Consider the following 21,324-nt stretch of genomic DNA (forward strand, 5'->3'; position numbering starts at 1 on the left):
GATGACCGCCCGCAAACAAGCCCTGCTCAAGCGTCACCGCCGCCACAAGCGACTGGTCCTGGCGGTCATCGCCGTCGTGCTGCTCGGTTGCCTGGCGCTCGGGCCCTGGTGGAGCGCGCCGCTGCTGGCGCTGCTGGTCTGGCTCGGCCACGAGGCCTGGTTCGCCGATCACCTCTTCTATTCGCCGCGCGACAACTACAGCTACCAGTTCCCTGCCGACACCCTGGTGCTGGGCCTGCATCTGGAGCACGGTCGACTGGCCGCGGTGGAATTGCCGCCTGGCGAGCTGACGCTGTTCCTGGAATGTCGGCTGCGGGCCGGCTGGCTCGGTCGCCTGCTGGATCCCCGGGTGCACCTGCGCGCCGGTGACGAAGGCGATCGCCAGGACTTCGAGCGCGGTGTGGCCGGGCGGCGCTATGTCAATCTCAGTGGCTACGCCGAGGCCCTGCGGCGTGGCGAATTGCACCTCTGGACGCGCTTCTGCCGGCTGCAGGGCGAGTTGCGCCTGCACGTCTTCGCTCAGCCGGATTTTCGCAGCAAGCGGGTCATGGTCATCGCGCCCCACGCCGACGACGCCGAACTGGCGGCGTTCGGCCTCTACAGCCAGGCACAGGAAGCCAGCATCGTCACCCTGACCCAGGGCGAGATCGAGGCCGGGCACTACCAGCGCCTGGGCCTCGATCGCCAGGCCGCGGCCCGGCTCAAGGGCCGGCTGCGCACCTGGGACAGCCTGGTCACGCCGCTGTGGGGTGGGGTAGCGCCGGAGCGCTGCGTGCAGCTGGGCTACTACTGCCTGCAATTGCCGGCCATGCGCCAGGCGCCGGAAGATACCTTCGGCTCCCGCGAGTCCGGCGACAGCGATATCCGCAGCGCCCGTCGCCACAATCCCCTGCAGCTGCCCGGCGATGTCGACGGCGTCCCCACCTGGCGCAACCTGGTCGCCGATCTGGTGGCCCTGCTGGAGCACTTCCGTCCCGAGGTGGTGGTGCTGCCGCATCCGCAGATCGATCCCCATGCCGATCACGTGGCCAGTACCCAGGCCCTGCGCGAAGCCCTGACCCTCAGCCAGTGGCAGCCCGAACTCGAACTGCTCTACGCCAACCACCTGCACGACAACGACCGCTGGCCCATGGGCCCGGCCGAAGGCGGCATCGCCCTGCCGCCGGCCATCGAGACGCCCACGCCCCTGGTGCCCTGGAGTCCGCTGCTGACCCCCGAGCGGCGGCTGGACAAGGCCATGGCCCTGGGTATGCAGCACGACCTGCTGGTGCCGCTGCCGGCGAAGAAACGCCTGCGCCGGGCCATCCAGTGGCTGCTGGCCGGACGCCGCTGGCCGCGCACCGGCGAAGACGAGTTCTTCCGCAAGGCCGTACGCCGTCACGAGCTGTTCTGGATAAGCCGCCGCGACGAGCTCTGAACCCGGCGTCTCCCGCCGGCAGGCGCTTTCGGGGCGCCTTGGCCCCTATGCTATGATCGCCGCCATTTTCGCGCTTTGGAGCCTGTCCCTATGAAGCTGACCATGCCTCGCTTCGATCTCGCGCCGGTCCTGGTGGTCGGCGACGTGATGCTCGACCGCTACTGGCACGGCACCACCTCGCGGATCTCCCCCGAGGCGCCGGTGCCCGTGGTGCGCGTCGACCAGCACGAGGATCGTCCCGGTGGCGCGGCCAACGTCGCCCTCAATATCGCCGCCCTGGGCGCGCCGGCCTATCTGGTCGGCGTCACCGGCCAGGACGAAGCCGCCGATGCCCTCACCGACAGCCTGAGAGCGGCTCACGTGCAGGTGCGCTTCCAGCGCATCGCCCAGCAGCCGACCATCGTCAAGTTGCGCATCATGAGTCGCCATCAGCAACTGATCCGGGTCGACTTCGAAGAGCCCTTCAACACCGATGCCCAGGCGCTGGCCTCGGACACCGCCGCCATGCTGGCCGGGGTCAAGGTGCTGGTGCTGTCCGACTACGGCAAGGGCGCCCTGAAGAATCACCAGGCCCTCATCCAGCTGGCCCGGGCGCGCAACATCCCGGTGCTGGCCGATCCCAAGGGCAAGGACTTTTCCATCTATCGCGGCGCCAGCCTGATCACGCCGAATCTCTCCGAATTCGAAGCCATCGTCGGCGTCTGTGCCGACGACGCCGAGCTGGTGGCCAAGGGCAGCGAATTGATGGCGCGCCTGGATCTGGGCGCGCTGCTGGTGACTCGCGGCGAGCACGGCATGACCCTGCTGCGTCCCGCTCAGCCGGCTCTGCATCTGCCGGCGCGTGCACGCGAGGTGTTCGATGTCACCGGCGCAGGCGACACCGTGATCTCCACCCTGGCGGCTGCCCTGGCCGCCGGCGAGGACCTGCCCCAGGCCGTGGGGCTGGCCAATCTGGCCGCCGGCATCGTCGTCGGCAAGCTGGGTACCGCCGCCATCAGCGCCCCCGAGCTGCGGCGCGCGGTGCAGCGTTCGGAAGGCTCGGAGCGCGGCGTCCTGACCCTGGAACAGCTGCAGCTGGCCATCGAGGACGCCCGCGCCCATGGCGAGAAGATCGTCTTCACCAACGGCTGCTTCGACATCCTCCACGCCGGTCACGTGACCTACCTGGAGCAGGCGCGCGCCCAGGGCGATCGCCTGATCGTCGCGGTCAACGACGATGCCTCCGTGACCCGTCTCAAGGGCCCGGGCCGGCCGATCAACAGCGTCGACCGGCGCATGGCGGTGCTGGCCGGCCTCGGCGCGGTGGACTGGGTCATCCCCTTCAGCGAGAACACCCCGGAGCGCCTGCTGGAGCAGGTGCGCCCGGATGTGCTGGTCAAGGGTGGCGACTACAAGAGCGTCGAAGAGGTGGTCGGCGCCCAGATCGTGCAGGCCTACGGTGGCGAGGTGCGCATCCTCGGCCTGGTGGAAAACAGCTCCACCACCGCCATCGTCGAGCGCATCCGCAACCGCACCTGAGCGCGGACTCCCGGGTTAAGCTGGGCGCAGAACCTCCCTGGAGCTGCGCCATGCCCTCGACGCCCCTGCTGATCCTTGGTACTGCCGTTTCTACCGACCCGCACGCTGGCCAACCGCTCGGTCATCCGCTCAAGCTGGCCAATCGGCATGGTCTGATCGCCGGCGCCACCGGCACCGGCAAGACCGTGACCCTGCAGCGCCTCGCCGAAGCCTTCAGCGACGCCGGCGTCGCCGTCTTCGCCGCCGACATCAAGGGCGATCTCTGCGGCCTCGGCGCGGCCGGAGCGCCCCAGGGCAAGCTGGCCGAGCGCATCGCCGCCCAGGGTCTGCCGCACCAGCCCCAGGCCTATCCGGTCACCCTCTGGGACGTCGACGGCAAGCGCGGTCATCCGCTGCGTACCACCCTGAGCGAGATGGGCCCGCTGTTGCTGGGCAATCTGCTGGAGCTGACCGACAGCCAGCAGGCCGCCTTGCACGCCGCCTTCAAGGTGGCCGATCGCGAGGGCCTGCTGCTGCTCGATCTCAAGGACCTCAAGGCGGTCCTCAATCACCTGCGCGAACAGTCCGAGGCTCTCGGCGAGGACCGCGCGCTGTTCACCGGCGCCTCGGCCCAGGCGCTGCTGCGCCGGCTGGCGACCCTGGAGCAGCAGGGCGCCGAGGCCTTCTTCGGCGAGCCGGCGCTGCAACTGGAAGACGTGCTGCGCCCGGAGGCCGACGGCCGCGGACGCATCCACCTGCTCGATGCCAGTCGCCTGGTGCACGAGGCGCCCAAGGTCTATGCCACCTTCCTGATCTGGCTGCTGGCCGAGCTGTTCGAGCAGCTGCCCGAGCGCGGCGATGCCGATAGGCCGGTGCTGGCGCTGTTCTTCGACGAGGCCCATCTGCTGTTCGGCGACACCCCCAAGGCCCTGCGCGATCGCCTGGAGCAGGTGGTGCGACTGATCCGTTCCAAGGGCGTCGGCGTCTATTTCGTCACCCAGTCGCCCAGCGATCTGCCGGACGCCATCCTCGCCCAGCTGGGCTTGCGCATCCAGCACGGCCTGCGCGCCTTCACCGCCCGGGAGCAGAAGGCCCTGCGCGCGGTGGCCGACGGCTTCCGGCCCAATCCGGCGTTCGACAGCCTGCAGGTGCTGACCGAGCTGGGCATCGGTGAGGCCCTGGTGGGCAGCCTGGAAGACAAGGGCACGCCGGCGATGGTCCAGCGCGTGGCCATCGCCCCGCCGCAATCCCGAGTCGGCCCGCTGAGCGAAGCCGAGCGCCAGACGCTGATCCGCCAGTCGCCCCAGGCGGGTCGCTATGACCGGGCCGTGGATCGCGAATCGGCCTACGAGATCCTGCGGGATCGTCAGGCCGAGCGGGTACCGGCGGAGGCGCCGGCAGCGGCACAGACCAAGGCCGGGCAGGGCGGTGCACTCAGCGATCTGGTAGGCGAGCTCGCGGGACATGCGCTCAGGAGCGCGGCGCGCCAGGCGGCCAATCAGCTCGGACGGCAGCTGGTCCGGGGGCTGCTTGGCTCCCTGCTGGGTGGCAAGCGCCGCTAGCCGGGCCGCAGGCAAAAAAAGACCCCGCCTGGGCGGGGTCCTTGAGCTTCACGCAGTCATTACATGCGCGGGGCGACGGGGTTGGCGTCGTTGGAGATGGTCACTTCCACGCGACGGTTCAGGGCGCGGTCGGAGGCGTTGCTGTTGCTGGCCACCGGGAAGGCCTTGCCATAGCCACGGGTCTGGATGCGGCTCGGCTCGACGCCGGCGCTGACCAGGGCGGTCTGGATGGCCTGGGCGCGACGCTCGGACAGCTGCTGGTTGTAGGAGTCGCTGCCGACGCTGTCGGTGTAACCCTCGACGATCACCTTGCGCTCGGGATTCTGCTTCAGGTAATCGGCCAGCTTCTGGGCATTGGCGTAGCCCTGGGGCTTGAGTTCGGCCTTGTTGAAGTCGAACAGCACGTTGCCGAAGGTCACCACGGTGCCGCGCTCGGTCTGCTTGGCCTGCAGGGCGTCCTGCAGCTGCTTGAGCTGGGCGGTACGGGCGTCCAGGCGAGCCTGGGTACGCTCGGCGTCGACATTCTGCATCTGGGCTTCGGTCATGCGCAGCTTGATGGTCTGCATGGCCGTCTGGATGCGCTGGTTGGTCAGGTAGGCCAGCTGGTCGACGGTCTTCTCGTTTTCACCGTCCTTATAGGCCTTCTCGGCCTTCTGCAGCCAGGCACCGGCGTCCTTGGTCTCCAGGGCGGCCAGTTGGGCGGCCTGGGGCTGGGATTCCAGCGCCGAGTAGTCGGACTTGGCCTGTTCCAGATTCGGGTTGGGCGGCGTGGAGCAGGCGGCTAGGGCCAGGCTGAGCAGCGACACGGCAGGGATCAGAATGTGTTTACGCATGATGGTCGTCCTTTGAATTCGTGAAGGGAGGAAAGGGGCGGTCGCTTACTGCTGGACCTTCTTCTGCAGGTTCTGCTGGAGCTGCAGGTTGATCTGACCTTCCTCACGGATCTGCTGGATGCTGTTCTGGGCATCCTTGAGTGCGGCGTCGGCCTTGGCGGCCTGGGTCTTGCGGGTGGCCAGGCGGGCATCCCACTCGGCCTGTTCGGCCAGTTGCTTGGCTTCGTCGTACTTCTCGTTGGACAGGGCGGTCTGGGCCTGGGTCCACTTGTCCTGGGCCGACTTGGTCTCGATGGGGGCGAACTGGTTGCCACCGGAGCTCACGGCCTCGTTGACGGCGGACTGGGTCACGGCCATCTGGGCGGTCGGCGGATTGCCGGCGCAACCGGCCAGCAACAGCGAGCTGCCCAGGGCAAGGGCTGCAAGTTTCAGGGTGCAGGCTTTGGAAAGGGACTTTTGGGCAGTGGCACTCTTCATGGATTCAAGCTCCGTTGTTGATCCGAAAAGCGCGCCGCCGGCACGGGCAGGGCGGGCGCCTGGTCAGGTGAAAGCCGCACGTGGAAGCAAGTCCGATCCGTCCCCAAGGGGCCGTGACGGGTACTGGTAACCAGCCCTCGTCCAGCGCTGCGGTCTGACTCTGTGACCGCTCATCCGGCAAAAATGTTCACTGGCTATCGAATTTCGCCGTGTGCGGAAGCCCTTGGCAGAGCGGTATCGGCGTAGGTAAAGCTGCAGGTCGGCGGCTAGCCGGCCGTTTCGGACTGCAGGCGATGCAGGTGCTTGCGCGCCAGTTCCAGGAAGCGCGGCGTGGTGCCGGCATCGGCATAGAGGGGGTCGCCGAGTTCATCGGTGGCCACCACTTCCTCGCCCTGCACATAGGGGAAACTGGCTTCCAGTTCTTCAAAGGCGGCCGCCAGCAACTCGCCGAGCAGGGCTTCGGGCGTTCGCTGGGGATAGAGTTCGCAGAGCGCCTCGAGACGGGCCGCGGTCTCGACTTCCAGGTCGAGGCGGTAGCTGCGGGTGGTGCCGGAGGGGGTGGCCTGCTGCTCCCATTGGTGAGCGAGTTCGCGAATCTTCATGAGCATCTCCCGTGGCTTAGGCAAAGGTCGGATATTCAGGTTGAGCGAGGCTGGGCACCCTGCAACAGCCGGGGCTTGCAACCGTGACAGCAGGGTGCTGTCCTCTGCGCTAGACCGCAGCGGTTGCCGTGAGGTCCGAACCGGTACTTTCGAGGAGCACGAGATGGTGGAAATCGACGTTCGCCTGCGCGAGCAGGTGCGGTTGCTGGGCGATCTGCTGGGGCAGACCATCGCCGACCAGCATGGCGCGGCCTTTCTCGACAAGATCGAGCGGATCCGCAAAGGCGCCAAGGCCGCCCGTGGCGGCTCCGCGGAGGGTGCCCGCCAACTGGGCGACACCCTGGATACCCTGGCCGAAGACGAGCTGCTGCCAGTGGCGCGGGCGTTCAGCCATTTTCTCAACCTGGCCAACATTGCCGAGGAATATCATCGGGTCAGACGGCGCACCGAAGACGAGCCGCCCCCCTTCGAGCAGCAGGTGCTACCGGAATTGCTGGAGCGGCTGGGCGCGGCCGGGCACTCCGGCCAGGCGCTGGCCGAGCGGGTCGCGGCGCTGGACATCGATCTGGTGCTGACCGCCCATCCCACCGAGGTCTCCCGGCGCACCCTGATCCAGAAATACGACGAGATCAGCGCGCAACTGGCGGCCCTCGATCATCGCGACCTGACCGCTGCCGAGGTGGCCGCCATAGAGGCACGGCTGCGCCGGCTGATCGCCGAGGCCTGGCACACCGAAGAGATCCGCCGCCAGCGCCCGACGCCGGTGGACGAAGCCAAGTGGGGCTTCGCGGTGATCGAGAATTCGCTTTGGCAGGCGATACCCAGTCTGCTGCGCAAGCTGGATGCCGGCCTGCAGCAGCGCACCGGCCAGCGGTTGCCGCTGACGGCGGCGCCGGTGCGCTTCTCGTCCTGGATGGGGGGCGACCGCGACGGCAATCCCAATGTCACCGCCGCCATCACCCGCGAGGTGCTCCTGCTGGCGCGCTGGATGGCCGCCGATCTCTATCTGCGCGATGTCGATCGGCTGGCCGCGGAGCTGTCCATGCAGGCGGCCAGTCCGGCCCTGCGCGAGCAGGCCGGCGATCACCCGGAGCCCTATCGCAAGGTGCTCAAGGTGCTGCGCGAGCGGCTGCAGATCACCCGCAGCTGGGCGGCCCATGCCATCACCGATCCCCATGCCGGCGCCCGTCATGTCCTCAGCGACAACGCCGAGCTGATCGCGCCGCTGCAGCTGTGCTACGACTCCCTGCAGCGCTGCGGCCTGGGGGTCATCGCCGACGGTTCCCTGCTCGACACCCTGCGGCGGGCCCGCACCTTCGGCCTCTATCTGGTCCGCCTGGACATCCGCCAGGACGCCGCGCGCCATGCCGCGGCCATGGCCGATATCTGCCGCTACCTGGACCTGGGCGACTATGCCGCCTGGAGCGAGGAGCAGCGCCTGGAATTCCTCCGCGGCGAGCTCGGCAGCCGGCGCCCCCTGCTGCCGCTGGACGCCGAGCTGGAGGCCGATACCCGGGAGGTGCTCGCCACCTGCCGCGTCATCGCCGCTTCGCCGCCTGATGCGCTGGGCTCCTATGTCATCTCCATGGCCGGCGCCGCATCCGACGTGCTGGCCGTGCAGCTGCTGCTGCGCGAGTGTGGGGTGCGGCAGCCGATGCGCGTGGTGCCGCTGTTCGAGACCCTCGACGACCTGGATCACGCCGGCACCGCTATCGCCAGCCTGCTCGACCTGCCCGACTATCGTGCGCGGCTGGCTGGTCCCCAGGAGGTCATGATCGGCTATTCCGACTCGGCCAAGGACGCCGGCACCCTGGCGGCCGCCTGGGCCCAGTACCGTGCCCAGGAAGCCCTGGTGGACATCTGCGCCAGTCGTGGCGTCGAACTGCTGCTGTTCCATGGCCGTGGCGGCACCGTGGGGCGTGGCGGTGGCCCGGCTCACGCGGCCATCCTCTCGCAACCGCCGGGCTCGGTGGCCGGGCGCTTCCGCACCACCGAACAGGGCGAGATGATCCGCTTCAAGTTCGGTCAGCCAGCCATCGCCGAGCAGAATCTGGCGCTGTACCTGGGCGCCGTGCTGGAGGCTACCCTGTTGCCGCCACCGGCACCCGAGCCGGCCTGGCGCGAGCAGATGGATCGCCTCGCCCGCGATAGCTTGCAGGCCTATCGCGGGGTGGTGCGCGAGGATCCGCATTTCGTTAGCTATTTCCGTCAGGCCACGCCCGAGCAGGAGCTGGGCCGGTTGCCCCTGGGCAGTCGCCCGGCCAAGCGCCGCGAAGGCGGCGTGGAAAGCCTCAGGGCCATTCCCTGGATCTTTGCCTGGACCCAGACCCGGCTGATGCTGCCGGCCTGGCTCGGCTGGGAAAGGGCGCTGGAAGAAGCCGAGCGCCGTGGCGAATCGCCGCTTTTGCGCGAGATGCGCGAGCGCTGGCCGTTCTTCCAGACGCGCATCGACATGCTGGAAATGGTGCTGGCCAAGGCCGAGGCCGAACTGGCGCGGCTCTATGATCAGCGCCTGGTGGAGGCCGATCTGCAGGTCCTCGGCAGCCAGTTGCGCGAGCGGCTGCGCCAGGCCGGGGTGGCGGTATTGCGCCTGACCGGGCAGGACGAATTGCTCGAGCACCATCCGGAGACCCTGGTGTTCATCGCCGTGCGCAACACCTATCTCGATCCGCTGCATCTCCTGCAGATCGAGTTGCTGGCCCGGGCGCGGGCGGCGGGCGAAAGCCAGCCGGCCGCACTCGATCAGGCCCTGCTGGTGAGCGTGGCCGGGATCGCCGCAGGACTGCGCAATACCGGCTGAACAGACTGTCGCTTTTGCCGGGGTCCGGCGTCGTCTGGACGGCCCCGGCACCTGCGACGCTTGGTAACTTGTGCGGCCAGGGGGCGCTGTGTATGGTTGGTCCCTTTGGCCGTCTCGTGTCGTCGACAACAATCATCGCGACAGCGCCCCATGCGGGCTGCCAGTCCGAGACCATTCTAAGGAGCAACAGATGCGCGTAATCCTGCTGGGAGCGCCCGGTGCCGGCAAAGGTACTCAGGCCCGGTTCATCACTGAGAAATTCGGCATTCCGCAGGTTTCCACCGGCGACATGCTGCGTGCCGCGGTCAAGGCCGGCACGCCCCTGGGCCTGCAGGTCAAGGACATCATGGACAACGGCGGCCTGGTCTCCGACGAGATCATCATCGCCCTGATCAGCGAACGCATCCTCGACGCCGATTGCGCCAAGGGTTTCCTGTTCGACGGCTTCCCGCGCACCATTCCCCAGGCCGAGGCCCTCGAAGCCGCGGGCGTCAAGATCGACCACGTGCTGGAAATCGCCGTCGATGACGAGGAAATCGTCCAGCGCCTGTCCGGTCGCCGCGTGCACCCGGGTTCGGGTCGCGTCTATCACGTCGAGCACAATCCGCCCAAGGTCGCCGACACCGACGACCTGACCGGCGAGCCGCTGGTACAGCGCGAAGACGATCGCGAAGCCACCATTCGCAAGCGTCTGGACCTCTATCATTCCCAGACCAAGCCGCTGGTGGCGTTCTACCAGAAGCTGGGCGCCGCCCAGGGCACGCCGAAGTGCAGCCGCATCGAGGGCGTGGGTTCGGTGGATGCCATCACCGCCAAGGTGCTGCAGGCCCTGAACTAAACGCCGGTAACGGCCGCCTGTGCCTGCAGGCGGTCCGGTCAAGGCGCCGTCCTGGCGTCATGACCGATGGGCGGGTCCCCTCGCGTCCCGTCTTCCTCTAGAATGCGCAGCCCTTTTCCCTAGTCGCGGATTCGCCCCATGTCCATCCTGCTCGCCCTCGACACCGCCACCGAAGCCTGTTCGGTCGCCTTGCATCTGGGCGACGAGATCATCCATCGCTACGAGATCGCGCCACGCCTGCATGCCCAGCGGGTCCTGCCCATGGTGCAGGAACTGTTGGCCGAGACCGGTCTGAGTCTGGCGCAGGTGGATGCCATCGCCTTCGGTCGCGGTCCGGGCGCCTTCACCGGCGTGCGCATCGCCATCGGCGTGGTGCAGGGCCTGGCCTTCGGTCTGGAGCGACCGGTGCTGCCGGTGTCGAATCTGGCCATCATCGCCCAGCGCGCCTGGCGCGAGCGTGGCGTGACCCAGGTGGCCGCCGCCATCGATGCGCGCATGGACGAGGTCTACTGGGGCTGCTATCGCCTCGCCGGCGACGCCATGGTGCTGGCGGGGACGGAAGCCGTGCTGGCACCCGAGGCCGTCGTCCTGCCGGCTGCCGCCACCGGCGACTGGTTCGGTGCCGGCACCGGTTGGGGTTACGTCGGTCGCATGGCCGTGCCGCTGACCGGGCGGGATGCCACCCTGTTGCCCCATGCGCAGGATCTGGCGGTCCTGGCGGCCTCGGCCTGGCAGCGCGGCGAAGCCGTGTCGGCCGAATCCGAAGCGGCGCAACCCGTCTATCTGCGTGATCGGGTCGCCACTCCCAAACAGTCGGTCTGACGTCAGGAAACCCGGCGTAATAGTCTGACGTCCAAGCCGTATATGCCACTCGTCCGCCGGTCGCGACGGGCGTCCGGCCCTTGATTGTCATAGCTTTCGACCCTACTTAGAGTAGTGTCATCCGTTCGGGACCTGCCATGCGCATTGACAGCGGCTATTCCTCCTCAGCTTATCCCCTGAATCGTTCCTCGCGCGCGGTCACGCCCGTACGCGAGGTGGCGAAGGACGAGGACGCCCGTCAGAACGCCATCGCCCGCGAGGCCACGGGCAATCCCCGGCCCGACGTCGCGCCCGTCCGCCGCGTCGAGGCGACCGCGGCGACCGATACCGGCAACGGCAGTGGCAATGGCCTGGTGCTGAGCGAGCGGGAAGGGCGCTTTGCCAGTCAACTCACCGCGCGTGCGCAACAGGCGCTGGCCAGCTACGGCAGCACCGCCGCCCTCGGCGCCGAGCCGGACGGCTCCTCCAGCGTCGTGGGCCTCGATCTCTACGCCTGATGCTGCCGTACTTTCTCGGCTGCCCCTCCTGGAACGACAACGCCTGGCGTGAAAGCCTCTACCACGGCCTGCGCCCGGGTGATTTCCTGCCGCGCTATGCCCAGGTGTTCAATGCCGTGGAAGGCAATACTACCTTCTATGCCTGGCCCGCGGCGGACACCATCCGCCGCTGGGCCGAGCTGTTGCCTGCCGACTTCCGCTTCTGCGCCAAGTTTCCCCGCGACATCAGCCATGCCGAGGATCTGCGCGTGCAACTCGCCAGCGCGCGTACCTTTCTCGAACTGCTGGCGCCCCTGGGCGAGCGGGCCAGTCCGCTGTGGCTGCAGCTGCCCGCCGGCTTCGGGCCCGACCGGCTCAAGGAACTGCAGGTCTTTCTCTCGGCCATGGCGCCGCGTTGCGCCCTGGCCGTGGAGGTCCGGCACCTGGCCTTTTTCGACAAGGGCGAGTCCGAGCGGGCCTTGAACCGCCTGCTCATGGACCTGGGCGTGGAGCGCGTCGGCCTGGATTCGGCTGCCCTGTTCAGCGCCGATCCGAGCGAGCCGGCCGTGCGTCTGGCCCAGGCCAAGAAGCCGCGGGTACCGGCGCGTGCCCTGGCGTTCAGCGAGCATCCCCAGGTGCGCTTCATCGGCCGCCTGGAGCTGGCCGCCAACGACTATTACCTGGCCAAGTGGGTCACCCGGGTCGCCGACTGGATCGAGGCGGGCAAGGTGCCCTATGTCTTCCTGCATACCCCGGACAACCGCCAGGCGCCCGAACTGGCCCTGAGATTCCACGCCCAGCTGCGCGAACGCCTGCCCGGCTTGCCGGCGTTACCCGAGTTGAGCACCGCCGACACCGAACAACTCGGCCTGCTCTAGTCCGTGCCCTTCGTCGCGATACGTTTGGCGACGTTTTCGCCGGCATTCCCGGGGTCCGCTCCGGTCAGATGAAGTCTCTCGCTTGACGATCCTCTTCGGCGCGCCGCATGAAAGCCAGACACCTGCTCGGTCTCGTCATCCTGCTCTATGGCGGTCTGCACACCGCCTTCGACCAGGGCTGGCTGCGCATTCCGCCGGCCTACAACCCCTGGGCGCCGCTGGACATCCAGGCACCCACCAATGCCGTCACCCGACTCAAGCTCTGGCGCCTGCAGGCCGATGCCGACTATTGCGCGGCGTCCCTGGCCACCTCGGCACTCAACTATCGCGAATTGCGCGGCAATGCCGGTTCGGCCGACTGCCCGCTGGAGCGGACGGTGCGCATCCAGCGCGGCGAAGGGGTAAGACTCAGCGGCAGCTTCCTCGCCAGCTGTCCCCTGGCCGTCAGCTTCGCGCTGTTCGAGCGGCAGGCCCTGCAGCCGGCGGCCGAAGCCGTCTATGGCCAGCGGGTGGCCGAGGTGGAGCACTACGGCAGCTTTGCCTGCCGCAACATCTATGGCCGCGCCAGCGGCCGGCGCAGTCAGCACGCCACCGCCAATGCCCTGGACATCGCCGGAATGCGCCTGGCCGACGGTCGGCGGATCAGTGTGGCGCGGGACTGGAAGGGCGATCCCCAGGCGCAGCGCTTCCTGCGGCTGGTGCGTGACGGCGCCTGCCGGTCCTTCAATACCACCCTGGGACCGGACTACAACGCGGCGCACCGTGATCATTTCCATGTCGACATGGGTGGCTTCCGCGTCTGCCGGTAGAATGGCCGGTCTTTTCGCCAGCGAGTCGCCCATGTCCACCGCCTGCCCCGCGCTTATCGTCGAAGCCCTGGAACCCGCCTTCATCAAGGCTGCTGCTGACTGGGCCACGCGCCTGGGTCTGCCCCTGGGCACGGCCACGACCGAGGAATTCGCCCTGCAAGTCGGTGCTCAGGGCCTGCAACTGGTGCAGCGCGGCCCGGAGGCACCGGGTCCGGTACGGGTGGACTTCGTCGAGGGCGCGGCGGCGCACAGGCGCAAGTTCGGTGGTGGCGCCGGCCAGATGATCGCCAAGGCGGTCGGGGTCGGACCCGGCGTGCGCCCGCGCATCCTCGATGCCACCGCGGGGCTGGGCCGCGACGCCTTCGTGCTGGCTACCCTGGGCTGTACGGTGACGCTGGTCGAGCGCCAGCCGCTGATCGCCGCCCTGCTCGAAGACGGCCTCGCCCGTGCGGCACGGGATCACGAAGCGGCCGGCATCGCCGCCCTGATGACCCTGGTGCGGGCCGACTCCACCGCCTACCTGCAAGGCGGGGAAGGCGAGGCGCCGGAGGTGATCTACCTGGATCCCATGTTCCCGCACCGCGACAAGAGCGCCCTGGTGAAGAAGGAAATGCGCCTGTTCCGGCCGCTGGTGGGCGACGATCTGGACGCCCCGGCGCTGCTGGCCGCGGCCCTGGCCCGCGCCAGTCACCGGGTGGTGGTCAAGCGTCCGCGCAAGGCGCCGGCCATCGAGGGCGTGAAGCCGGGCTATGTGCTGGAGGGCAAGTCCAGCCGTTATGACGTCTATCCGAAGAAGAGCTTCAAGTCCTCCTAGAGCAGCTAACAACCCTGCTGCGCATCCGCCAAGCGGGCGCGTGCAGTGCTCGGAATTCTCGTGTACCGCTCGTACACTCGAACGCGAGCCCGGTGCGGTTCCTGCGCGTTGCGCGCACCCACCTGACAACCGCTCGTTACGCTTTGTTGGCCGCTCTGAACGAAAAAGCCCGCGGGCGGAAGGACTCCGACCGCGGGCGCTGGTGTCACCGACTTCAGACGGTTGCGGGCTTGGCTGCGCGCCGCTTGCGCCAGGCGCGGTAGAAGGGCAGGGCCACCATCAGGATGCAGACGATCCAGATGACCTGGCTGATGCCGCTCTGCCAGAGGATGCCCACTTCGCCGTTGGAGATCGACAGCGCGCGTCTCAGGCTGGTCTCCATCAGCTCGCCGAGGATGAAGCCCAGCAGCAGCGGCGAAAGGGGGAAGTCCAGCTTGCGCATGATGTAGCCGAAGATGCCCACGCAGACCATCAGCACCAGGTCGAAGGTGGTGGCATGCACCGCGTAGACGCCGATGCCGGTGATGATGGCGATGGCCGGGGCCAGCGACCAGTTCGGCACATCGAGGATCTTGGTGAACATCTTCACCATGGGCACGTTGAGGATGAGCAGCATCACGTTGGCGATGAACAGCGAGGCGATCAGGCCCCATACCAGATTCGGCTCGTTCTGGAACAGCAGCGGGCCGGGGGTGATGTTGTACAGGGTCAGGGCGCCGATCATCACCGCGGTGGTGCCCGAGCCGGGGATGCCCAGGGTCAGCATGGGAATCATGTTGCCGCACACCGCCGCGCCGATGGCGGTTTCCGGCGCGGCCAGGCCACGCAGGTCACCCTTGCCGAACTTGCCATCGGCACCCGCCAGACGCTTCTCGGTGGTGTAGGCCAGGGCGCTGGCCAGGGTCGCGCCAGCACCTGGCAGGACGCCGATGATGAAGCCGCTCACCGAACTGCGCAGGTTGACCATGAACACGCTGCGGGCTTCGCGCACGTTGAACAGCATGCGCCCGGTGGCCTTGACCGCGACCTGGCCATGATGGGTCTGCTCCAGCAGCAGGAGCAGTTCGCTCACCGAGAACAGCCCCAGCACCAGGATCACGAAGTCGATGCCGTCGGCCAGGTGCACGTTGTCGAAGGTGAAGCGATAGACGCCGCTGTTGGCATCGATGCCCACGGAGGCGATGGCCAGGCCGAAGAGCGCGGCGACCAGGGTCTTGACCGGCTTCTCGGCGGCCATGCCGGAAAGGCTGAGGATGGCCAGGGCCATCAGCGCGAAGTACTCCGCCGGACCGAAGGCGATCGCCCACTTGGCCAGCAGCGGCGAGAACAGCACCATGCCGCAGGTGGCGATGAAGGCGCCGATGAAGGAGCTCCAGGCCGACAGCGACAGGGCCACGCCCGCCATGCCCTGGCGTGCCAGTGGATAGCCGTCCAGGCAGGTCATCATGGTCGCGGCTTCGCCGGGGATGTTCAGCAGGATCGAAGAGATCCGGCCGCCGTATTCGCAGCCCAGATAGACCGCCGCCAGCAGGATCAGCGACGTCTCCGGCGGCAGGCCCAGGGCGAAGGCCACCGGGATCAGCAGGGCGATGCCGTTGATCGGGCCGAGACCCGGCAGCAGGCCCACCACGGTGCCGATCAAGGTGCCGATCAGCGCCACGATCAGGTTGGTCGGCGTCATGGCGACGCCAAAGCCCTGCATCAGAAAATTCAAGGTTTCCATGTCAGCCTTCCAGGAATTCCAGCACGCCAAGGGGGAGGGGGACTTCCATCACCCGGTCGAACAGCACATAGAGACTTGCCGAGAGCAGCAGGCTGACCAGGGCGCAGGGCATCAGGCGGCCGCCATAGAGCAGGCCGCACAGGGTGGCGGTAATGAAGGCGCTCAACGGGAAGCCCAGTGGCTGGAAGGTCAGGGCGTAGCCCAGCAGGATGACGCAGCAGGCCACCACCTTGCGCAGCGACGAGGCGTCCAGCGGCTTCTGGTCTTCGCCATCGCCGATCGGCGTGGGGCGGATGATCAGATAGGCGAGGCCCAGGCTCATCAGCCCGAACATCAGCATCGGATAGGCCCGCGGACCGACCGGCTCGTAGGAGAAGGGCGCCTGGTAATCCCGGGCGATGAACAGCATGACGAGTCCGGCCACCAGCCAGACCGCCATGAAGGCGCGTTGGAAGATCATGTCGACATCCTCGAAGGCGCCCGGAGGGGCGCCAGGGGCGGGGGCTCTGTTACTGGATCAGGCCGAATTCCTTGGCCATGCCGCGGTAGCGCGCGACTTCCTTCTGCACATAGGCGTCCAGTTCGGAACCGGTCATGGCGAAGGGGAAGAGCTCGCGCTGATCACGCAGCTTGGCGAAGTCGTCGGACGCCAGCAGCTTGTCGAAGCTGGCTTTCCACCAGTTGTACTGCTCGTCGGTGACCTTCGGGCCGACATAGAAGCCGCGGACCACCGGCCAGACGATGTCGTAGCCCTGCTCACGTGCGGTGGGGATGTCCTTCATCGCCGGTTCGTCGAAACGCTGCTCGGCGAAGACCGCCAGGAGGCGCATGTTGCCGGCCTCGACATGGGGCATGGAGTCGGAGATGTCGGTGCTGCCGACCTGGATGTGGCCACCCAGCAGCGCGGTGGCGATCTCGCCGCCGCCTTCCAGGGCCACGTAGCGCAGGTCCTTGGGATTGATGCCGGCGGCCTTGGCGATCAGCGCCGTCTGCATCCAGTCCTGGCTGCCCACGGTGCCGCCGGAACCTATCACCACCTTGCTCGGATCCTTCTTCAGCGCCTCGACCAGGTCGCCCAGGGTCTTGTAGGGCGAATCGGCCTTGACCGCGATGGCACCGTAGCTGGCACCCACCGCCGCCAGCCAGCGCACGGCCTTCTCGTCGAAGCGACCGAACTTGCCCTGGGCCAGGTTCAGCAGCGAACCACTGGAGAAGGCGACGATGGTGTCGCCATCCGCCGGCCGCTGAGCCACCACGGTGTTGTAGGCCACCGCGCCGACGCCGCCGGGCATGTAGGTCACGCGCATGGGCCTGTCCAGCAGCTTGGCTTCCACCAGGCCACTCTGGGCCAGTTTGCAGGTCAGGTCGAAGCCACCGCCCGGGGAAGCCGGAGCGATGCATTCGGGACGCTTGGGTTCGGCCATGGCCTGGGCGGACAGCAGCACGGAGGCGGCCAGGGTCAGGGTGAGGGTGCGCAAGGTGGTGCTCATCGACGTCTTCCTTTTGTTGTTATTTCAGAAGCTGACAGGCGGACACGGCTCAGGCTCGCCAGGACGGCGATCGTTCGGAGAGGTAGCACGGGAGCACGTGGAGCTGCGCGAGGGCGAGCATGGATGTCGTTCCGCTTGTTATTGTTGTTGGCCAACCAGGGGTGGCGCTTGGGCAAGCATCATGCGGTTCTGGGACCGCTACCTTTCACTCTAGACCGCCAAGCTTTCAACAGCCTTTCAGTCGTGAAAGGCAACGAATGTGCATGGCTAGCAGCGGGTCAAGGGGCCACTATCCGGTAAACTCGGACCTTTTAGGCAGGAGCTGTCAGCGTGCGCATCCTATTGGTCGAAGATCATCCGCCACTGGCCGAAAGCGTTGCCCAGGCGCTCAAGAATGCCGGTCTTAACGTCGATTTGCTCAACGATGGCGTGGCCGCTGACCTGGCCCTGCAGAGCGAAAGCTATGCCCTGGCCATTCTCGACGTCGGCCTGCCGCGCATGGATGGCTTCGAGGTGCTGGCGCGCCTGCGCGAGCGCGGCGATCGCCTGCCGGTGCTGATGCTCACCGCCCGCGGCGAGGTCAAGGACCGGGTGCAGGGCCTCAACCTCGGCGCCGACGACTACCTGGCCAAGCCTTTCGAACTCACCGAGCTGGAAGCCCGGGTCAAGGCCCTGCTGCGCCGCAGCGTGCTGGGCGGGGATCGCCAGCAGCGCTGTGGTCCGCTGATCTACGACCTCAATACCTCGCGCTTCACCCTGGGCGAGGAGGCGCTGTCGCTCACCTCCCGCGAGCACGCCGTGCTGGCCGCGCTGATCGCCCGTCCCGGCCGGGTCATGAGCAAGGAACAACTCGCCGCCCAGGTCTTCGGCCTGGACGAGGAAGCCAGTCCCGAGGCCATCGAGATCTATGTGCACCGCCTGCGCAAGAAGCTGGAAGCCGGCGCGGTACGCATCGTCACCTTCCGCGGCCTGGGCTATCTGCTGGAAGAGCAGCATGGCTGAGGTGGCGAAGGCGGCGGGCAGTCTGCGTGGCCGCCTGCTGCTGCGCATGGTCATCCTGCTGGCGGTAATCCTGGCGATCAGCAGTCTGGCGGCCTATCTCAATGGCCGGCGCCTGGCCGACGTGGCCTATGACCGGACGCTGCTGGCTTCGGCCCGTACCATCGCCGCGGGCCTGTCGGCTTCCAACGGCACGCTGCGCGCCGATGTGCCCTACATCGCCCTGGACAATTTCGCCTACGACAACGTGGGGCGTATCTTCTACCAGGTGTTGGATACCCGGGGTCGGCTGATCTCCGGTTACGAAGAGATCCCACCCCCGCCGCCGGGGACGTCCCTGACCCGCGACTATCCGGCCCTGGCGCGCTTCTACAACAGCACCTATCGCGGCAAGGATGTACGGGTGGTCAGCCTGGCCCAGCCGGTCAGCCAGCCGGATCTCACCGGCATGGCCGAGATCCGCGTCGCCGAGACCGCCGAAGCTCGCGAGGAGGTGGCCCGCAGTCTGCTCACCGACACCCTGATCCGCCTCGGGCTGATGGGGTTAGGTGCCATCCTGCTGGTGTGGATGGCAGTGGGTGCCGCCCTGCGTCCGCTGGAGCGCCTGCGCCAGGCGGTGGAAGAGCGTGGGGTGGACGACCTGCGACCGCTGCCGGAGGTCCGGGCGCCCCAGGAACTGCTGCCGCTGGTGCATGCCCTGGAAGGCTTCACCCTGCGCCTGCGTCGCCTGTTCGAGCGCCAGGCCGACTTCATCGCCAACGCCGCCCACGAATTGCGCACCCCGCTGGCGGCGATCAAGGCGCGGGTCGAACTGGGCCTGCGCGAACGCGAGCCCCAGGCCTGGTACGCCACCCTGGAGGAGACCCGCGCGAGTACCGATCGCCTGGCGCGCCTGGCCAACCAGCTGCTGTCGCTGGCACGCATCGAGAGCGGCGCCCAGGCCATCGCCGAGGGTGGCGCCGAACGCCTGGAGCTCAGCGAACTGGCCAGGGAGCTGGCCATGGCGCTGGCACCGCTGGCCCATGCCAAGGGCGTCGCCCTGGCCTTCGAGCCCTTCGCCAAGGCGCCGGTGATCGGCGAGCCGACGCTGCTCAACGAGCTGCTCTGCAATCTGGTGGAAAACGCCCTGGCCCATAGCCAGCCAGGTGGCAACATCGTGGTGCGGGTGCTGGCCCCGGCGGTGCTGGAGGTCGAGGATGACGGTCCCGGCATTCCGGCCAATGCGCGGGCCAAGGTCTTCGAGCGCTTTCAGCGCCTGGATCCGCAATCCGGGGGCGCCGGTCTGGGATTGGCCATCGTCGGTGAGATCTGCGCCGCCCACCGGGCCCGCATCCAGTTGCTGGACGGCGCGCTCGGCGGGCTACGGGTGCGGGTCGAATTTCCCGCCGAGGAAGCCTAGGCTCAGCCGAGCAGGGTGCGCGACTGTTCCACCGCGTCCCAGAAGGACTGATCCTGGGCGGGATCCGGCTGGTTATTCAACCCCAGGCGGATGCCGGCCGGCAGCGTCTGCACCACGATCTCCTGCTGACCCTGGCGCTGCGCATGCAGCTGGGTCGCGACCTGCACGATATCGGCATAGTCGGCCGCCGCGGGCTGGCGCTCCAGCTCCAGATACTCCCGGGGCACGCAGGCGATGTCGGCCGGGAAGTCCCAGACCTTGAGAATGCGTTCGCCGATCTCCGGATGGATGCGCGCCGTCACCTGGTCGAGGGTGATGGCGTTGGCCAGCAGCTCTTCCTGTTCTTCGGCATAGGTGAGGATCGGCAGCACGCCGATCTGGTGCACCAGGCCGGCGAGCAGGGCGCGGTCGGCCATCAGGCGCGTGTACTTCTTGCACAGCGCATGGCTGATGGCGGCGATCTCGGTGCCCTGGCTCCAGACCTCGCGCATCTTGCGATCCACGGCGTCGCTGGTGGCCTGGAACATCTGCTGCATGGCCAGGCCCGTGGCCAGATTCGCCGTGTAGTTGATGCCCAGGCGCCCGACCGCCATCTGCAGGTCGGTGATCTCCTTGCTGGTGCGCAGCAGCGGGCTGTTGACCACCTTGATCAGGCGCGCCGTCAGGGCAGCGTCCATGGCGATCACCCGGCTCAGCTCGGCGACACCCACGTTGGGGTCTTCGGCCGCTTCTCTGACCTTCAGCGCCACCTCGGGAAGGGTGGGCAGCACCACGCGATCGGTGTCTATCGCGTGAAGAAGATCCTGGACAACTTTTTCGGCAAGAGGAGTCATGACGTACCTGTGTGAGGAGCGGAAAAGGCGATCCCAACCTTCAGCGCTTTATTTCACGATCGCTATCGAGTGAGTAGGGCAAATCGAGTAAACGGCAGTTTGGCCCGCCCGAGCTGCCCACCGAGACGCGTCCATCCTCGGCGGCATCGCCCTGCAGCACCGCGAGGAATTCGCAGCCCTCGGCGCTAGACGCGGCGAGCACTACCTCGCCCACGCTGCTGCCATGCACCGGCGAGAACAGCTCGGTACCCACGGCGGGGGGCTGGTCGCTGCCGGCGAGTCGATAGAGGCGCCGCTTGAGCTTGCCCAGGTACTGCATGCGCGCGACGATCTCCTGGCCGGTGTAGCAGCCCTTGCGAAAGCTCACGCCATCCAGCGCCTGCAGATTGATCATCTGCGGGACGAACAGCTCGCGGGTCGCGCCGAACACCTGGCCCACGCCGGCCCGCACCTGGGCCAGCAGCCACTCATCGAGCGCGACCTCCGGCAAGGCCGGCGCCGCTGCGTCCGCCGCGCGCCAGGTCTCGACCCGGCCATCCTCCAGCCGCAGGGCGAAGCCGCCATCGAGCGGCGCCACGGCATTGGCCTGGTCACCCAGCACGACGTCGGGACAGGCGCTGGCGAAACCGGCGGCAGAGAGCCCCAGGCGTTGCCACTGGCTGCTTTCATCGCTCAGCGTCGACTTGGAGAAGACCGCATACTTCTTCAGATCGGTCAGCAAGGGCTCGACCAGCTCCGCGGCCATCGCCAGCAGATAGCCGTCGGCCTGCTTGACGATACGGAAGCTGGACACCAGGCGCCCCTTGGGCGTGCAGCGACCCCCCAGGCCGGCCTGGTCGTCAGCGAGATAGTTGAGGTTGCAGGTCACCTGCCCCTGGAGGAACTTGGTCGCATCGACCCCGCGGATGGCCAGGACGCCTTCGTGGGTCAAGCGGCAGAAATACGGCGAGTCGGCCATTGCGGCAGCAGCTCCGTGTCGAGTGAAGCCGCTCATCATAGGCGCGCCCGGGGTGAATGTCAGGCGCACTGCGCGGCGGGGCGCTTCGGGCTTATAC

General features: G+C 67.7%; 20 protein-coding genes and 1 other RNA gene. 13 read left to right on the forward strand and 8 right to left on the reverse strand.

Annotation, left to right across the window (positions count from 1 at the left end):
* Position 1 precedes the first annotated feature (1 nt).
* The 3 genes from QE393_RS01900 to QE393_RS01910 all read left to right on the forward strand — a co-directional run bounded on the left by QE393_RS01900 (position 2) and on the right by QE393_RS01910 (position 4,476).
* Positions 2-1,417 carry a PIG-L family deacetylase gene (locus QE393_RS01900; protein WP_310041805.1) on the forward strand — a complete coding sequence of 472 codons (1,416 nt, stop codon included), beginning with the start codon at positions 2-4 and terminating at the stop codon, positions 1,415-1,417.
* 90 nt (positions 1,418-1,507) lie between these two features.
* Entirely contained in the window at positions 1,508-2,935 is a 1,428-nt protein-coding gene (hldE, locus tag QE393_RS01905) for a bifunctional D-glycero-beta-D-manno-heptose-7-phosphate kinase/D-glycero-beta-D-manno-heptose 1-phosphate adenylyltransferase HldE (RefSeq protein ID WP_310041806.1), read from the forward strand.
* A 50-nt stretch (positions 2,936-2,985) separates the two neighbouring features.
* Positions 2,986-4,476: a helicase HerA-like domain-containing protein gene (locus QE393_RS01910; protein ID WP_310041808.1), complete on the forward strand. Its 1,491-nt coding sequence runs from the start codon at positions 2,986-2,988 to the stop codon at positions 4,474-4,476.
* Positions 4,477-4,535: 59 nt separating this feature from the next.
* On the opposite strand, the gene QE393_RS01915 is transcribed toward QE393_RS01910, so the two are convergent.
* The 3 genes from QE393_RS01915 to QE393_RS01925 form a co-directional block, all read right to left on the reverse strand.
* Positions 4,536-5,309, reverse strand: coding sequence for an OmpA family protein (locus QE393_RS01915; protein WP_017640124.1), 774 nt, complete (start codon positions 5,307-5,309; stop codon positions 4,536-4,538).
* Positions 5,310-5,354: 45 nt separating this feature from the next.
* On the reverse strand, positions 5,355-5,786 hold the full coding sequence (locus tag QE393_RS01920) for a DUF4398 domain-containing protein (protein ID WP_007161972.1): 432 nt from the start codon (positions 5,784-5,786) through the stop codon (positions 5,355-5,357).
* 266 nt (positions 5,787-6,052) lie between these two features.
* Positions 6,053-6,388 (reverse strand): pilin assembly protein, encoded by a 336-nt coding sequence (locus QE393_RS01925; protein WP_310041813.1) that lies wholly within the window; start codon positions 6,386-6,388, stop codon positions 6,053-6,055.
* A 163-nt stretch (positions 6,389-6,551) separates the two neighbouring features.
* Here QE393_RS01925 and ppc point away from each other — a divergent pair, with 163 nt between their 5' ends.
* From ppc to QE393_RS01965, 8 genes are all read left to right on the forward strand, one after another.
* Positions 6,552-9,188 carry a phosphoenolpyruvate carboxylase gene (gene ppc, locus QE393_RS01930; RefSeq protein WP_310041815.1) on the forward strand — a complete coding sequence of 879 codons (2,637 nt, stop codon included), beginning with the start codon at positions 6,552-6,554 and terminating at the stop codon, positions 9,186-9,188.
* Positions 9,189-9,378: 190 nt separating this feature from the next.
* Positions 9,379-10,026 carry an adenylate kinase gene (gene adk, locus QE393_RS01935; protein WP_310041817.1) on the forward strand — a complete coding sequence of 216 codons (648 nt, stop codon included), beginning with the start codon at positions 9,379-9,381 and terminating at the stop codon, positions 10,024-10,026.
* Between the two features lie 138 nt (positions 10,027-10,164).
* The gene (gene tsaB, locus QE393_RS01940) at positions 10,165-10,848 is read left to right on the forward strand and encodes a tRNA (adenosine(37)-N6)-threonylcarbamoyltransferase complex dimerization subunit type 1 TsaB (protein ID WP_310041819.1); all 684 of its coding nucleotides are present in this window, start codon (positions 10,165-10,167) and stop codon (positions 10,846-10,848) included.
* Positions 10,849-10,985: 137 nt separating this feature from the next.
* Positions 10,986-11,345, forward strand: coding sequence for a hypothetical protein (locus QE393_RS01945; protein ID WP_310041821.1), 360 nt, complete (start codon positions 10,986-10,988; stop codon positions 11,343-11,345).
* Positions 11,345-12,202, forward strand: coding sequence for a DUF72 domain-containing protein (locus tag QE393_RS01950; protein ID WP_310041822.1), 858 nt, complete (start codon positions 11,345-11,347; stop codon positions 12,200-12,202). The genes QE393_RS01945 and QE393_RS01950 overlap by 1 nt, the downstream gene beginning before the upstream one ends.
* 107 nt (positions 12,203-12,309) lie before the next feature.
* Positions 12,310-13,011 (forward strand): extensin family protein, encoded by a 702-nt coding sequence (locus QE393_RS01955; RefSeq protein WP_310041824.1) that lies wholly within the window; start codon positions 12,310-12,312, stop codon positions 13,009-13,011.
* 31 nt (positions 13,012-13,042) lie between these two features.
* Positions 13,043-13,825, forward strand: coding sequence for a class I SAM-dependent methyltransferase (locus tag QE393_RS01960; protein ID WP_310041825.1), 783 nt, complete (start codon positions 13,043-13,045; stop codon positions 13,823-13,825).
* Between the two features lie 60 nt (positions 13,826-13,885).
* Positions 13,886-13,977: non-coding RNA, sX9 sRNA (locus tag QE393_RS01965), on the forward strand.
* Between the two features lie 62 nt (positions 13,978-14,039).
* On the opposite strand, the gene QE393_RS01970 is transcribed toward QE393_RS01965, so the two are convergent.
* From QE393_RS01970 to QE393_RS01980, 3 genes are read right to left on the reverse strand one after another with little or no spacing between them, the layout of a single operon-like run.
* Entirely contained in the window at positions 14,040-15,548 is a 1,509-nt protein-coding gene (locus QE393_RS01970; protein ID WP_310041826.1) for a tripartite tricarboxylate transporter permease, read from the reverse strand.
* A 1-nt stretch (position 15,549) separates the two neighbouring features.
* Positions 15,550-16,008, reverse strand: a complete 459-nt coding sequence (locus QE393_RS01975) for a tripartite tricarboxylate transporter TctB family protein (protein ID WP_310041829.1) — start codon at positions 16,006-16,008, stop codon at positions 15,550-15,552.
* Between the two features lie 49 nt (positions 16,009-16,057).
* Positions 16,058-17,038, reverse strand: coding sequence for a tripartite tricarboxylate transporter substrate binding protein (locus QE393_RS01980; RefSeq protein WP_133862960.1), 981 nt, complete (start codon positions 17,036-17,038; stop codon positions 16,058-16,060).
* A gap of 330 nt (positions 17,039-17,368) precedes the next feature.
* Between QE393_RS01980 and QE393_RS01985 the strand changes: the two genes are divergently transcribed.
* Positions 17,369-18,040, forward strand: a complete 672-nt coding sequence (locus QE393_RS01985; RefSeq protein ID WP_007161984.1) for a response regulator — start codon at positions 17,369-17,371, stop codon at positions 18,038-18,040.
* A complete protein-coding gene (locus QE393_RS01990) occupies positions 18,033-19,436 on the forward strand; it encodes a sensor histidine kinase (protein WP_310041832.1) in 1,404 nt (467 codons plus the stop codon). The genes QE393_RS01985 and QE393_RS01990 overlap by 8 nt, the downstream gene beginning before the upstream one ends.
* Positions 19,437-19,438: 2 nt before the next feature.
* Here QE393_RS01990 and QE393_RS01995 read toward each other — a convergent pair whose 3' ends face one another.
* The gene (locus QE393_RS01995; RefSeq protein ID WP_310041835.1) at positions 19,439-20,269 is read right to left on the reverse strand and encodes an HDOD domain-containing protein; all 831 of its coding nucleotides are present in this window, start codon (positions 20,267-20,269) and stop codon (positions 19,439-19,441) included.
* A 40-nt stretch (positions 20,270-20,309) separates the two neighbouring features.
* The gene (locus QE393_RS02000) at positions 20,310-21,227 is read right to left on the reverse strand and encodes a folate-binding protein YgfZ (protein WP_310041837.1); all 918 of its coding nucleotides are present in this window, start codon (positions 21,225-21,227) and stop codon (positions 20,310-20,312) included.
* Between the last annotated feature and the right edge of the window lie 97 nt (positions 21,228-21,324).

It is taken from the genome of Pseudomonas sp. SORGH_AS_0211 (assembly GCF_031453455.1).
Taxonomy (GTDB): Bacteria; Pseudomonadota; Gammaproteobacteria; order Pseudomonadales; family Pseudomonadaceae; genus Chryseomonas; species Chryseomonas aestiva.

Coding starts and splice junctions, on each gene's coding strand:
- QE393_RS01950 (WP_310041822.1), top strand. CDS start 11,345: ATGCTGCCGTACTTTCTCGGCTGCCCCTCCTGGAACGACAACGCCTGG.
- QE393_RS01910 (WP_310041808.1), top strand. CDS start 2,986: ATGCCCTCGACGCCCCTGCTGATCCTTGGTACTGCCGTTTCTACCGAC.
- QE393_RS01995 (WP_310041835.1), bottom strand. CDS start 20,269: ATGACTCCTCTTGCCGAAAAAGTTGTCCAGGATCTTCTTCACGCGATA.
- QE393_RS01900 (WP_310041805.1), top strand. CDS start 2: ATGACCGCCCGCAAACAAGCCCTGCTCAAGCGTCACCGCCGCCACAAG.
- QE393_RS01945 (WP_310041821.1), top strand. CDS start 10,986: ATGCGCATTGACAGCGGCTATTCCTCCTCAGCTTATCCCCTGAATCGT.
- hldE (WP_310041806.1), top strand. CDS start 1,508: ATGAAGCTGACCATGCCTCGCTTCGATCTCGCGCCGGTCCTGGTGGTC.
- ppc (WP_310041815.1), top strand. CDS start 6,552: ATGGTGGAAATCGACGTTCGCCTGCGCGAGCAGGTGCGGTTGCTGGGC.
- QE393_RS01975 (WP_310041829.1), bottom strand. CDS start 16,008: ATGATCTTCCAACGCGCCTTCATGGCGGTCTGGCTGGTGGCCGGACTC.
- QE393_RS01970 (WP_310041826.1), bottom strand. CDS start 15,548: ATGGAAACCTTGAATTTTCTGATGCAGGGCTTTGGCGTCGCCATGACG.
- QE393_RS01990 (WP_310041832.1), top strand. CDS start 18,033: ATGGCTGAGGTGGCGAAGGCGGCGGGCAGTCTGCGTGGCCGCCTGCTG.
- QE393_RS02000 (WP_310041837.1), bottom strand. CDS start 21,227: ATGGCCGACTCGCCGTATTTCTGCCGCTTGACCCACGAAGGCGTCCTG.
- QE393_RS01915 (WP_017640124.1), bottom strand. CDS start 5,309: ATGCGTAAACACATTCTGATCCCTGCCGTGTCGCTGCTCAGCCTGGCC.
- QE393_RS01980 (WP_133862960.1), bottom strand. CDS start 17,038: ATGAGCACCACCTTGCGCACCCTCACCCTGACCCTGGCCGCCTCCGTG.
- QE393_RS01925 (WP_310041813.1), bottom strand. CDS start 6,388: ATGAAGATTCGCGAACTCGCTCACCAATGGGAGCAGCAGGCCACCCCC.
- tsaB (WP_310041819.1), top strand. CDS start 10,165: ATGTCCATCCTGCTCGCCCTCGACACCGCCACCGAAGCCTGTTCGGTC.
- QE393_RS01955 (WP_310041824.1), top strand. CDS start 12,310: ATGAAAGCCAGACACCTGCTCGGTCTCGTCATCCTGCTCTATGGCGGT.
- QE393_RS01920 (WP_007161972.1), bottom strand. CDS start 5,786: ATGAAGAGTGCCACTGCCCAAAAGTCCCTTTCCAAAGCCTGCACCCTG.
- QE393_RS01960 (WP_310041825.1), top strand. CDS start 13,043: ATGTCCACCGCCTGCCCCGCGCTTATCGTCGAAGCCCTGGAACCCGCC.
- adk (WP_310041817.1), top strand. CDS start 9,379: ATGCGCGTAATCCTGCTGGGAGCGCCCGGTGCCGGCAAAGGTACTCAG.